The organism is Streptomyces sp. NBC_00341 (genome assembly GCF_041435055.1).
GTDB lineage: Bacteria > Actinomycetota > Actinomycetes > Streptomycetales > Streptomycetaceae > Streptomyces.
The window spans coordinates 7,879,770-7,892,108 of sequence record NZ_CP108002.1 but is presented as its reverse complement, the minus strand read 5'-3'; the positions used below and the strand labels follow the sequence as shown (position 1 = coordinate 7,892,108).

Sequence of the window (12,339 nt, the reverse complement as noted above, 5' to 3'; positions counted from 1 at the left end):
AGGGAACGGGTCACGCCGAGTAGCCCTTCGGCGGGATCAGCGTGGCGAGCTGATCGAAGGAGATCCAGTAGATCTGGTTGCCGCCGAAGGAGGCCGGATCGGCGATGAGGACGGTGCGGTCCACGTCGTCGTAGCCGAACACGGTGAAGTAGTGGTAGATCGTCTGGTCCGACGGGTAGCCGGGCGGCTGGTTGCCGGGCGGCGCCACGATGTTGGCCACCAGTGGGTAGTTGCGGTCGATGTCGAAGACGATGTCGTTCCACAGCAGGTCCCGCTGGGCCTGGGTGGGCGGGTCGTTCGGCATCTCCTTCGTCTCGTACCAGCCGCCGCCGAGGTTCGCGTTGAGTACGCCGGTGACCTGGCCGATGTGGTCGGTGCCGGCCTCGGTCGTGCCGAGCTGCCCGGCCAGGACGCCCTGGCTGGGCGGGGCGGTCCGGGCCGAGAGAGCGATGCGGGTGGCGGCCGGACCGCACCAGTAGCCGGTCTCCTGGACCTGGTAGTCGATCTCCAGCCAGTGCCCGCTGCTGGTACGCCCGGCGTCGACCTTCAGCCGGGTGCCGGGCTCGTTGTGCCCGCTGACGACGGCCGTACCGGCCTTCGTCCCGTGGGCGAGCACGGATACCGGCGGGGTGTGCGCTACGGGCGATGCCTGGGCCAGGCCGGGGTGGAGGAGAGCACCGACGGCGGCGACGGCGATCGCGGAGGATACGAGTCTCCTGCGCATAAAGGCTCCTGAGGGTGGGGGCGGGCCTTGTGGGAGGAACGCCTGCCGGGAAGGCACTCGACCGGTGAACGCCACGGCTCCGCGCGGCACGGCCGGTTCCGGCAGCAGGAGTTAGCGTCGTACCCGGCCGACGGACGGTGCAAGGAACGAAAGTTCAGGCTTACGGTCCCTGCGCCTCCGGCTTACGGTCCGTCCCTGCCCCCTCCGGCTACCGCTTCGCCCGCCCGGCGGCGGCCAGCAGGGCTCGCCCTTCCGCCGTCGCGACATGGATGGACCGGCCGGCCTCCCGCACGGTGGCGACCAGACCCGCCGCGCGCAGCACGTTGAGGTGCTGGCTGACGGCGGGGTGGGTCACGTCCAGGAGCCGGGCGGCCTCGACGGTGGAGCATCCGGTCCGGGTCGCGCGCAGGAGGCGGGCCCTGGTGCGGCCGAGCAGGGGGCCCAGCGGTCCGGCGTCCCCGGCCGGGCGGGCGGGGGCGGGGCCGGCCCAGTCCTCGGCGTGGTGGATGGGGTAGACGAGAACGGGCGGCAGGTCCCCGTCGGCCAGGGTGATCGGCGTGGGCCAGCAGAAGAACGACGGCTGCAGCACGAGTCCCCTTCCCTGTAACCGCAGTTGCTGGTCGACGGGGTACGCCGCCTCCAGTACGGGCGGGCGCCAGCGGAACTGCGGCCCGAGCCCGGCCAGCAGACCCTCGGTGCCGCCGTCGAGGAGGCTGCGCAGGCGAAGGGCGCGGTCGGCGTCTATGTGCGCGTGGACGCGCTGCCAGTACGGGGCGAGCGCCTCCTGCTGGTAGGTGCGCAGCGCCTCACCGAGCTGCCGGAGCGCCTCGGCGTCCCCGCCTGCCAGGGAGCTGATCCAGCCCGGGAGTTGGAGCGTGGCCGCCAGGTGCGTCAGATCGGTGCGCAGTCGTGGGCGCGGGGTGCTCATCAGGGTGTCGACGGCCGCCTGCAAGGTCGCGCGGTCGCCGGCGGTGGGGGTGAGGAAGTCCGGTGAGTACCCGCGCGGCGGCAGCAGCGGGGAGAGCAGCCGGGGGCTCGCGGAGAGCCGTGGGCGGACCCAGCGGCGCCAGGCGCCGAACACCCTTTCGCCGTCGCGGCGTTGCAGGGTCTGCACGCTGTTGCTGATCTCCCAGAGGAAGTCCGGCCCGGGTGCCACCCGGATCCGCCCCAGGTCCTCGGGGGTGAAGTGCACCCGCAGCATGGCCGCTCCCTCGGAGGTGCGGGCGCACCGACGCCGTACCCGCTTCCCGACGGCAGCGTACCGCCGTTCGACCCGCGACCGGCCACCTTCGCCGCCGCTCGACGGGCGGTCAGGGGCGGCGGCCCACCCAGGTGGTCCGGGTGGTCCGGACCGTGAGGTCGTCGCGGCGCAGGACACTGTGCGGGCCCTCGTCGTCGGTGACGGCGTCGAGGGCGGCGAGGTCTTCTGCGGGGAGCTGCCCGTCGAGGTGGGAGCGCAGCTTCCGCAGGCACGCCTGGGCGTAGCGGGCGGTGGCGTCCGGCAGCGGGGCGGGAAGGTCGATCACGAAGGGGCGTTCGGCCTCCGGCGTGAAGCCGGCGCGGACCAGGTGGTCCGTCCAGCCGGCGTCGGGCGCCCCCTTGAGGGCGTCGTGGAGTCGGGCCTCCAGGCCCGGCCGGCCCACCCCGATGTCCTCGGGCAGGAAGCGTGGGAAGAAGTCCATCTCGGTGATGGCCAGGAGGCCGCCCGGCCGCAGGGCGTCGAACACGTGGGACAGCACCCGGTCCGGGTCGGCCAGGTGGTGGAGTGCGGCGGCGGCCCAGACGAGGTCGCTGGTGGGGAGGGGCGGCCGGCCCTGGTCCAGATCGGCCTGTACGCCGCGGACCCGGTCCGCGAGTCCCAGCCCGGACGCCTTCACCGACAGGCGGTGGAGCATCTGCGGGGAGACGTCCACCGCCGAGACCTCGGCTCCGGGGAAGCGCCGCGCCAGGGCGATCGCACCGGTCCCGGTTCCGCTGCCCAGATCGACGATGCGGACCGGTTCCCGGTCGGACAGTTCACCCAGCCAGGTGGTCAGCTCCGACAAGTACGCCCCCAGGACCTCTGCGTCGAGCTCCAGGATCTCGGCCATGACGGCGGCGTCGGTGGCGGCTGTGTTCGTGCCGGCTGACGGTGTGGGGGCTGAAGGCGTGACGGGGTTGTTCATATGCCGACGATAACTCCGCCTTGCGCATGACGCTTATGCTCTTGCGTATGACGCAAGAGAGCGATCTGGACAGCACGGTGCGCATGCGGATCAGGAGCCTGCGGCAGGCCCGCGGCTGGTCGCTCGACAACCTCGCGGAGCGCGCCTTCCTGAGCCCCTCCACCCTGAGCCGTATCGAGACCGGCCACCGGCGCATCGGCCTCGACCAGCTCACGGCGCTGGCCCGCGCCCTGGGAATCTCGCTCGACCAGCTGGTGGAGAGCGCCGACGACGAGGATGTCGTGATCAGGCCGCAGCGCGACGAGCAGCGCGGGCTGACCACCTGGGTGCTGAACCGAGGCTCCGGACCGGCCGGTGCCACCGTCGCCAAGATGCGCATCACCGACGAGGCCAGGGGCCCCGGGGCCGATCAGCTGGGAGTGCATCCGGGCAAGGACTGGTTCACGGTCCTGTCGGGGACCGTCACGCTGATCCTCGGCGAGCGCGCCATCCGGGTCGAAACGGGCCAGGCCGCCGAGTTCTCCACCATGATCCCGCACGCCTTCAAGGCGCACGGCGGGCCGGCCGAGATCCTGTGCATCCTCGACCACGACGGGCAGCGCACACACCTCCACCCCTCGGGGTGAACCCCGCCGCCGGGGTGGTTCGGCCGGTCACCCGGCACGTCGAGGTGTCCGCGGCACGTGCGCGTCGCACCGCGGACACCTCACCGCTCAGGCCTGGGCCGCCGGGTCGCGGTCACGGTCGGGGGCGGGCGTCACGGCTCCGCCGGGAAGCGGTACGTGGACCGGGGGCCAGTTGCCCCAGCCCGCCACGGGTTCCGCCGCCACACCGCGCCACCACGGTTCGACGGCCGGCGGATCGGCGGGCTCGAACGGGCGGCCCGGGTGCGGAGCCGCCATCGTGACTCCCGCGACCTGGGTGGCACGCATCGACCATTCGGCGGGCTCGGCCCACGGATGCAGCGCGAGGTTGAACGTCCCCCAGTGGATCGGCAGCATGACGCCCGCCGCCGGATCGTTGCCCTGGAGGTCCAGATGGGCCTGGACCCCCTCGTCGGGGCTCATGTGGATGTCCGGCCAGGCACCGGGTTCCGGCTTGCCGTCCGTGTGGTCCTTGGGCCAGTACTGGCTGTACGCACCGATCTGGATCATGGTGGCGTCGAACGGCCCGTGTTCGGCGCCGATCTCCTTGAAGCCGGGGAAATAGCCGGTGTCGCCGCTGTGGTAGATCCGGTGCTCGGGCCCCGCGACGGCCCACGAGGCCCACAGGGTGTGCTGCTGGTTACGCAGGCCACGGCCGCAGAAGTGCCTGGCCGGGGTGGCTGTCAGGCTGATCCCGGCGACGTTCGTGTCCTCGTTCCAGTCGAGCTCGCGGATGCGGTCGGGGGACACGCCCCAGCGCTCCAGATGGGCCCCGACCCCCAGCGGCACCGCGAAGGCCGTGTCCGTACGGGCCAGCGCCCGGATGGTCGGCAGGTCGAGGTGGTCGTAGTGGTCGTGGGAGATCACCACGACATCGACCGGACCGAGGACGCCGAGCGGCAGCGGTGCGGGATGCAGGCGCTTGGGGCCCGCGAACGCGAAGGGCGAGCAGCGGTCGCCCCAGACCGGGTCGAACAGCACCCGCCGGCCGTCGATCTCCGCGAGCACACTGGAATGCCCCATCCAGGTGAGCCGCAGCCCGGAGACGGGAGGCGTGGCGAGATCGGCCAGGGTGGTGGCATGGACCGGTACGTCACCGGTCGGCGATCTCAGGACCCGCTCCTCCTTGCGGAAGTACGTCTTCGCGAACTCCAGGGCGGACCCCGACGGCCTGATCCGCGCCCCCACCGGGTTCTGGAAGGACCCGTCGACGAAATTCGGGGAACGACGAATGCGCTCCATACGGGGGCCGCCGGGGTCGGCCCCGAAGTCGGCGGGCCGCAGCGCACGCAGCCGGGTACGGAGCGAGAACGTGGAGTCAGCGCCGGTCACAAGATCTCCTGAGGGAGTCGGTGTCATCTCATTATGGACAGGGGGTACGACAGTGCGAGAGCAGAACACCCAACAGGATGGTGGCCCGCGGGGCCCGCCTCAGCCACGCGGCTGCCCGTACGCGTGCTCGATGTGGAGACGCAGTACGACCCGTCGGTCCCTGACCATGGCCCGGCGGTAGTCGTCCCAGTCCGGGTGCTCGCCCTGGACGTCGCGGTAGAGCGCGATCAGCTCCGCCACGGTGGCGTCCTCCGGGTCGGCCGCCGGCGGGGTGAGGTCCGCGGTGCCGTCCGCGACCGTCCAGGCCCAGCGGTCCTCGCTGGTGACGTGGTAGCTCGCCCTCGGGTCCCGGCGCAGGTTCCGGGTCTTCGCGCGGTCCTCTGTGACCGAGACCCGGACGATGCGCTCGTCGGGGTAGTAGAAGTGGTTGACATTGGACAGCTGGGGCCTGCCGTCCCGCTTCAGCGTGACCAGTACACCGCTGTTCCCCTCGGAGAACAGCCGAAGGAGCGCATCCTGATGTGCGTCGATTCCCGTCATGCCGAATCCAACGTCCGGACCCCGTGCAGGATTCCGCATTACGCGTCCGGCATACGTTCCGCAGTCCGCGCGACCGCATCCGGCCACCGGGCCCCGCTTCGGCGCGGGCGGCGTTGACAGCGGCGCAGAACGGTCTCGATACTGACTCGCGATTCAGTAAAGATCACGGGCCGGACGGCCACCCGGTCCGCGCGGCCCGGGTCCACCGCACCGTCCCCGGGCCCGCCCCCGAACGCAGTGACCGAGGAGAACTCCGATGACAACGCCCGCGGTGTCCCCGCCCGCCCCGCTGATCTCGCTGACCTGGACGGACCACGTCACCGGCCACCGGGGACACCTGGTCGTCGACCGGCTGGTGCGCGGGGTGTCCAGCGGCGGGCTGCGGATGCGCGCGGGCTGCACGCTCGAAGAGGTGGCGGGACTGGCCCGCGGCATGACGATGAAGGAAGCCCTCCACTTCGACGCGGACCGCACCGGCGCCCGCTACGTCCCCCTCGGCGGCGCCAAGGGCGGCATCGACTGCGATCCCCGTGATCCGGCCGCCTACGGCGTCCTGGTCCGCTACCTGCGCGCCGTGCGCCCGTACGTCGAGACGATCTGGACGACCGGAGAGGACCTGGGCCTCAGCCAGGACCTGGTCGACCGGGCCGCCGCGGAGGCCGGACTCGTCTCCTCCATCGAGGCCGTCTATCCGCTGCTCGACGACGAGGCGGCCGCCCGGCAGCGACTGGCCGACGCCTTCGCCGTCGAGGTGGACGGCATCGGCCTCGACGAGCTGGTCGGCGGCTGCGGAGTCGCGGAGTCCGCGCTGGCCGCGCTGGACCGGGACGGGGTCGCGTACGACGGGGTGCGGGTCGCCGTGCAGGGGCTCGGCACCATGGGCGGCGCGACGGCCAGGTTCCTGTCCCGGGCCGGGCTCCGGGTGGTCGCCGTCGCCGACGTCAGGGGCACCATCGCCAACCCGGCCGGCCTCGACATCGAGGCCCTGCTGTCCGCCCGGGACACCCACGGGACCGTCGACCGCGGCGCGCTGCGCGGGGCCGACCGCGAGCTGCCCGCCGGGGCCTGGCTGGAACAGGACGTGGAGGTACTCGTTCCCGCCGCCGTCTCCTACGCCATCGACGCCGGGAACCAGGCGGGGATCAGGGCCCGTTGGGTGGTCGAGGCGGCCAATATGCCGGTGCTGCCGGAGGCCGAGGCGCTGCTCGCCGATCGCGGGATCACGGTGCTGCCCGATGTCGTCGTCAACTCCGGCACCAACGCCTGGTGGTGGTGGACCCTGTTCGGTGACATCGGCGCCGGTGCCGACGAGGCCTTCGCGCACACCCGGAGTTCGATGCGCGCGCTCGTCGAGCTGGTGATGAGCAGGGCCGCCGCGGACGGCTGCACCCCACGGGCGGCGGCCCACGCCGTCGTCGCGGACCGGCTGCCGGTGATGGCGGAACGCTTCGGCTGGTACCGCTGACCGGGCGCGCGCCCGGTCAGCGGCCGGACACCGCACGGCCCTGCGACCGCCGCGGATCGCGGTACCGGCCTGCCCCGGCAGGGCCGTTGTTAGGGTGGCGCCGTGGGCAGAGTGCGGTTGGGTGTGGCGGAGCGACGCGAGGAGCTGCTGCGCGCTGCCGTGGAACAGATCGAGGTGCGAGGTGTCGCGGCGGTACGGATCGCCGATGTGGCCTCCGTCCTCGGCGTGAGCAACGCACTCGTGCTCTACCACTTCTCCACCAAGGAGAAGCTGGTCGCCGCCGCTTTCGCACACGCGGCCGAGGCCGATCTCGCGCATCTGCGCAAGCTGTTGACCCGTCGGACCACGGCGGTGCGAAGGCTGCGCGCCGCCGTCCGCTGGTACGCGCCGACGGGTCAGGCCAAGGGCTGGCGGCTGTGGATCGAGGGCTGGGCGGCATCGATCCGCGATCCCGCGTTGCGCACGGTCGCGGGCGACCTCGACCAGCAGTGGAAGGCGGAGCTGGCCGAGGTCATCGACGAAGGCGCGGCCGCGGGCGAGTTCCACTGCGACGACCCGATGTCCGTGGCCTGGCGGCTCACCGCTCTGCTGGACGGCCTGGCGGTGCAGATGACCTCGTACGCGGGTCCGCTCTCCCGGGCCACCATGCTGGAGTGGACCGAGCAGGCACTGGCCCGTGAACTCGGCATAGACCACGAGACACTGACCGCCTGACTACCGGAGCAGACAGCCCTCTCCAGCGGGGCCTCACGTCTGACGCACGGGTGCGTAGGACTCGCCCGGCAGCCCGAACGTCCAGGCGACGCCGTCCTTCGCGGTCCGGACCGCGGGCGGCACCCGCAGCCAGTAGGTGCGGTGCGTGCCGTCCGGCTCCGGGGTGGAGTTGACCACCTCGACCATGACCACGTCCTCGTCGCCGTCCAGCGCGATCCGCCAGAGGATGCCCGTCTCGTCCCGGTGGAGCGGTTCGGCGCCCGATTCGGTGAGGTAGCGGTCGTATCCGTAGAACTCCAGCATCACGCGCCGCAGTTCCGCGTTCTCCTCGGCCCGGATCCGTTCGGGGGTGAGCGCGGTCAGCTCCGCCAGGAAGGCGGCGGGCACCGGCATGCCGCGCCAGGCGTACAGCCCGAAGCCGTCCCGGTAGGAGAGCGCGGGGCCGTCGCCGCGGTCGAGCCTGCCCGCCTCGTCGCGGTACAGCTCCTCGGGACGCTCACTGATCACCACCGTGCGCTCGTAGGGCCACCACCAGCCCGCGTTCCTGGCCACCGCCGCCAGTCCGTCGAGCCGGTCGCCCCGGCCGTCGAACGCGGCGAGCCAGGCCGCGTCGTGCTGGCCCAGGACCGCGTCGAGGAGGAGCAGCCGCACATCCGGCTCGTCCTCCGGCCGCTCGGCCGCCTCGGACACGACAGCGGCCCGTATCCGGTCGGCGAGCGCCGCCGTCGTCTCCCACAGCTGGGCGCCGGTGGCGGACCAGAGCGCGGACCAGCCGGCCGGGCCCAACTCGTCGTACAAACGGCGTCGTTCGTCCGCCCAGGGCCGGGTCCTTATCTCCTCGCGGACCGAGCGGCCTGCGTCGGCCAGCTTCCGCACGAGCCCGACGGCCTCCCTGGGCGATTCGGCCCAGACGAACTCCTCCGGCTCGGCGAGACCCGCGCTGCGGTAGGCGAGCCGCACCCCGTCCTCCGCCGCCGCCCGGTCCGCCGCGCCCGTCGCCGCCGCCACGGCCCGCCATGAGTCCACGTACTGCATGTTCTCCCCGTCCCCTGTCTTCCCTGTTCCGGTTTCCTGTTCCGGTTTCCTGTTCCGGACGTTCTCCGGCCACTCCTCACCGCGGGCTCCCGCAGGCCCGGCCGGTGGAGCGGCTCAGTCCGCGACGATGCGGACCGACCCCGGCGCGTACTCCCGCTGGCGCACGACGCGGAACCAGCCCTTCGGCAGCGGGATCACCGCGTGCTCCTCGTGCACCACCCGCCCCCCGTCGGGCAGGTGGAGCAGCATCGGGCCGAACACCCCGGCCTCCCGGATCAGCCGGCCGGGTCCCGGCACCGCGTGGGCGTGTCCGGTGACCTCACCTAGCGCGAGCACCAGCCGCCCCCGCCCGTCACGCAGTTCGCCCGGTGCGTCCAGGAGGTTCGGCGGTACCTCGGACTCCTCCAGCGCCATGATCAGCACATCGCCCTGCCGGTACACAGACGTCTCCCCTCCGGACCGGCACCCGCTGTGCCGGCCACGTGGAAAACGCTACGGCGGGGGTCTGACAATCGACGGTGAAGGGCCGGGCGGCGGGGCCGGTGCGCCCGTTGTCAGTGGCTGTTGATAGACCTTGCGGACATCAATCCGTCACCGTCACCAGGAGCCCAGGGCCATGTCCGATGTGGACCACCTGCACGAGCTGCTCGGCCTTCCGGCCGTCGACTTCCAGCACGACGCGAGCGACGGGAGCCGGCCGGCCGCGGGTGCGGCGGCCTGGCGCGTCTTCGTCGAGCCGTACGAGGACGACCGCACCTGGGAGCAGGAGTTCGCCTCGTTCCTGGCAGCCGTCGACCCGGCCGGGGTGCGGGCGCTGATCATCGGTCAGTGGGGCGAGTCGTACGAGGAGGACTCGTCCTATCCGATCGGTCTGGTGACGGCCGCCGCCGACCGGCTGACGTCGCTGGAGGCGGTGTTCGTCGGGGATCTGACGATGGAGGAGTCGGAGATCTCCTGGATCCAGCAGAGCGATGTGACCGCCCTGCTCGCCGCCTATCCGGCGCTGGTGGAGTTCGGGGTGCGCGGCGGAACCGATCTCGTCTTCCCGCCCACCCGGCACGAGCGCCTTCGTTCGCTCACCATCGAGACGGGCGGGCTGCCGGTCGAGGTGGTCCGCGGGGTGCTGGACAGCGAGTTGCCCGCGCTGGAGCGGCTCGATCTCTGGCTGGGTGTGTCCGCCTACGGCGGCGACGCGGATGTGGCGGATCTGGCGCCGCTGCTGTCCGGCACCCGGTTTCCGGCCCTGCACCATCTCGGTCTGCGCAACAGCGAGGTGGAGAACGAGATCGCGGCGGCCGTCGCCTCGGCCCCGCTGGTGGCCCGGCTGCGCACGCTCGACCTGTCGTGCGGCACCCTCGGGGACGAGGGCGCGGCCGCGCTGCTGGAGGGCCAGCCGCTGACCCACCTCGATGTGCTGGATCTGCACCACCACTTCCTCAGTGAGCGGATGGAGGGCAGGATCTCCGACGCCCTGGTACCGCACGGGGTGCGGGTCGATCTGTCGGACCGCTGCGAGCCGTGGGACGACGGCGGGCCCGAAGGGCGCTACACCACGGTGTCGGAGTGATACGGCCTTGAACAGCATCGAACACCCCGAGATGTTCCACGGTCTTCCCGTGCTGACGCTGCCGTGCGCGGACGATGTCGGCGGGCCGGCGCTGCCTCCGGCGGAGTCGGTGGCCTGGCGGCTGGACTGCAGGCAGGAGGAGGTACCGTTCCCCGAGCTCTGGCAGCACTTCCTCGACACGGTCGACCCGGCAGGGGTCCGGGCCCTGCTGATCGGGCCCTGGTGGGAGGACGACTACTCCGCTCTCGCCCCCGTCGTCGAGCTGCTCGTCTCCGCGGCGGGCCGGTTCACGGATCTGCGCGCGCTGTTCCTCGCCGATGTGGTCGGTGAGGAGTGCGAGGTGTCGTGGCTCGCGATGTGCGACATCACACCGGTCCTCGAAGCGTTCCCGCTCCTGGAGGAGCTGACCGTGCGCGGCGGTGGGGACAGCGTCCCCGAGGAGGCGACGCTGGAGCTGCGTCCGGTGCGGCACGGGGCGCTGAAATCGCTGCGGTTCGAGTCCGGCGGCCTGCCCGGCCACGTCGTACGAGCGGTCGGGGCCTGCGAACTGCCCGCGCTCGAAAGGCTTGAGCTCTGGTTCGGCGTCGGCTGGTACGGCGGTGACGCCACGGTGGAGGATCTGCGCCCGGTCCTCGCGGGTACCGGCCTTCCCCGGCTTCGCCATCTCGGCCTGCAGAACAGTGAGATCCAGGACGAGATCGCCGCGGCCGTCTCGCACGCCCCGGTCGTCGCCCGGCTGGAGTCGCTCGCCCTCTCCATGGGAACGCTCACCGATGAGGGAGCCTCGGCCCTGCTCAACGGTCAGCCGCTCACCCACCTCACCTCGCTCGACCTGCGTCACCACTACCTCAGCGATCCGCTCATGGACCGCTTCCGGGAGCTGTGCGCCGGGGCGGGCACCCGGCTCGATCTCGACGAGGCGGACTACTGGGACCCCGAGGGCGAAGAGCCCCGCTATGTCGCGGTCAGTGAATAGCGCGCCGCCCCGTTTCGCGGTCGTGGGCAATCCGGGCAACCGCCGCGTCGGCCTCTTCCAGGAGGCCGTGCGTGCCGCCGGGCTGTCCCCGGCCCGCGTCGTGTCCTGGCTCGACGTACTGAACGGGGCCGCGGTCTTCCTGCCCGGGGAGACCGTGCGCATCGACTCCCCCGGTGAGGACGCCGAGGTCGAGCGGCTGCTGCGGGGCGTCGAGGATCCGACCAGGGTGGAGGGTTCGTCCCGCTGGTATGCGCAATTCACCTCCGCCGTACGGGAGGTGGCGCGGGCGGTGGCCGGGGCGGGTGCGGTGCTGCTGGACGACCCCGACGACATCGCGGTGCTGTTCGACAAGCGCCTGTGTCACGGCGTGCTGGCCGCTGCGGGCGTGCCCGTGCCCGCCTCACCCACCTCTGGCCCCGGCGCACCGCCCGTGCGTGGCTGGGCGGATGTGCGCGGGCTGATGGCGGAGCGCGGGATGCCGAGGGTGTTCGTGAAGCCCGCGCACGGGTCCTCGGCCTCCGGGGTGCTGGCCGTGGAGACGGCCGGACCGGGCCGGGTGAGGGCGACCACCTCGGTCGAGCGGGACGGAGCCGGCCGGCTGCACAACTCGCTCCGGGTACGGCGGCTCACGACGGAGAGCGAGGTCGCGACGATCGTCGACGCGCTCGCACCGGACGGTCTGCACGTCGAACGCTGGCTGCCGAAGGCCTCCCAGCGCGGCCGGGCCGCGGATCTGCGGGTCGTGGTGGTGGACGGCCGCGCCACCCACGCCGTCGTGCGCACCAGCCGCTCCCCCATGACCAATCTGCACCTCGGCGGGGCTCGCGGCGATCTGGACGAGGCGCGGGCCGCCGTCGCGGCGGCGGGCGGCAGCTGGCAGGCGGCCATGTCGGTGTGCGAGCGGGCGGGCGACGCCTTCCCGGACACGCTGTGCGTGGGCGTCGACCTGCTGCCCTCGACCGGCTGGCGGCGGTTCGCCGTCGGTGAGGTCAACGCCTTCGGCGATCTGCTGCCGCGCCTGACCGGTCTGCCCGGCAGCGGCGCCGAGGGACTGGACACCTATGCGGCGCAGGTCGCCGCCGTACTGAACAGAGCAGGGAACCACCGTGTCGACGCAGCATCCTGAACCCCCGTCCGGCGCCATGGACGGGCCTCCCTCCGGCGTCATAGGCGCCCC

Annotated in this window: 13 protein-coding genes; 6 read left to right on the top strand and 7 right to left on the bottom strand. The window is 72.4% G+C overall.

Features of this window, described 5'->3' with window-relative positions; genetic code table 11:
- Positions 1-10 precede the first annotated feature (10 nt).
- From OG892_RS35280 to OG892_RS35270, 3 genes are all read right to left on the bottom strand, one after another.
- Positions 11-724 (bottom strand): C39 family peptidase, encoded by a 714-nt coding sequence (locus OG892_RS35280; protein ID WP_328864585.1) that lies wholly within the window; start codon positions 722-724, stop codon positions 11-13.
- A 208-nt stretch (positions 725-932) separates the two neighbouring features.
- On the bottom strand, positions 933-1,925 hold the full coding sequence (locus OG892_RS35275) for a helix-turn-helix domain-containing protein (RefSeq protein WP_328864586.1): 993 nt from the start codon (positions 1,923-1,925) through the stop codon (positions 933-935).
- A 109-nt stretch (positions 1,926-2,034) separates the two neighbouring features.
- Positions 2,035-2,889 carry a class I SAM-dependent methyltransferase gene (locus tag OG892_RS35270; protein WP_328864587.1) on the bottom strand — a complete coding sequence of 285 codons (855 nt, stop codon included), beginning with the start codon at positions 2,887-2,889 and terminating at the stop codon, positions 2,035-2,037.
- Between the two features lie 47 nt (positions 2,890-2,936).
- Here OG892_RS35270 and OG892_RS35265 point away from each other — a divergent pair, with 47 nt between their 5' ends.
- Positions 2,937-3,515, top strand: a complete 579-nt coding sequence (locus tag OG892_RS35265; protein WP_371631217.1) for a helix-turn-helix domain-containing protein — start codon at positions 2,937-2,939, stop codon at positions 3,513-3,515.
- Between the two features lie 87 nt (positions 3,516-3,602).
- Here OG892_RS35265 and OG892_RS35260 read toward each other — a convergent pair whose 3' ends face one another.
- Positions 3,603-4,865 (bottom strand): MBL fold metallo-hydrolase, encoded by a 1,263-nt coding sequence (locus OG892_RS35260; protein WP_371631216.1) that lies wholly within the window; start codon positions 4,863-4,865, stop codon positions 3,603-3,605.
- Between the two features lie 99 nt (positions 4,866-4,964).
- Positions 4,965-5,405: a PPOX class F420-dependent oxidoreductase gene (locus tag OG892_RS35255; RefSeq protein ID WP_327340097.1), complete on the bottom strand. Its 441-nt coding sequence runs from the start codon at positions 5,403-5,405 to the stop codon at positions 4,965-4,967.
- 256 nt (positions 5,406-5,661) lie between these two features.
- Here OG892_RS35255 and OG892_RS35250 point away from each other — a divergent pair, with 256 nt between their 5' ends.
- Together OG892_RS35250 and OG892_RS35245 are read left to right on the top strand one after the other, a co-directional pair.
- Entirely contained in the window at positions 5,662-6,870 is a 1,209-nt protein-coding gene (locus tag OG892_RS35250; protein ID WP_073734447.1) for a glutamate dehydrogenase, read from the top strand.
- Positions 6,871-6,993: 123 nt separating this feature from the next.
- The gene (locus OG892_RS35245; RefSeq protein ID WP_024490035.1) at positions 6,994-7,584 is read left to right on the top strand and encodes a TetR/AcrR family transcriptional regulator; all 591 of its coding nucleotides are present in this window, start codon (positions 6,994-6,996) and stop codon (positions 7,582-7,584) included.
- 33 nt (positions 7,585-7,617) lie between these two features.
- On the opposite strand, the gene OG892_RS35240 is transcribed toward OG892_RS35245, so the two are convergent.
- Positions 7,618-8,619 (bottom strand): DUF6745 domain-containing protein, encoded by a 1,002-nt coding sequence (locus OG892_RS35240; protein WP_371631215.1) that lies wholly within the window; start codon positions 8,617-8,619, stop codon positions 7,618-7,620.
- A gap of 114 nt (positions 8,620-8,733) precedes the next feature.
- The gene (locus OG892_RS35235) at positions 8,734-9,060 is read right to left on the bottom strand and encodes a hypothetical protein (RefSeq protein WP_073734445.1); all 327 of its coding nucleotides are present in this window, start codon (positions 9,058-9,060) and stop codon (positions 8,734-8,736) included.
- A 175-nt stretch (positions 9,061-9,235) separates the two neighbouring features.
- Here OG892_RS35235 and OG892_RS35230 point away from each other — a divergent pair, with 175 nt between their 5' ends.
- The 3 genes from OG892_RS35230 to OG892_RS35220 are packed head-to-tail and all read left to right on the top strand — an operon-like array spanning position 9,236 to position 12,288.
- On the top strand, positions 9,236-10,186 hold the full coding sequence (locus OG892_RS35230; protein ID WP_371631214.1) for an STM4015 family protein: 951 nt from the start codon (positions 9,236-9,238) through the stop codon (positions 10,184-10,186).
- Between the two features lie 7 nt (positions 10,187-10,193).
- The gene (locus OG892_RS35225) at positions 10,194-11,162 is read left to right on the top strand and encodes an STM4015 family protein (RefSeq protein ID WP_242436613.1); all 969 of its coding nucleotides are present in this window, start codon (positions 10,194-10,196) and stop codon (positions 11,160-11,162) included.
- Positions 11,143-12,288, top strand: coding sequence for an STM4014 family protein (locus OG892_RS35220; protein ID WP_371631213.1), 1,146 nt, complete (start codon positions 11,143-11,145; stop codon positions 12,286-12,288). Before OG892_RS35225 ends, OG892_RS35220 begins: the two co-directional genes overlap by 20 nt.
- Positions 12,289-12,339: the final 51 nt, after the last annotated feature.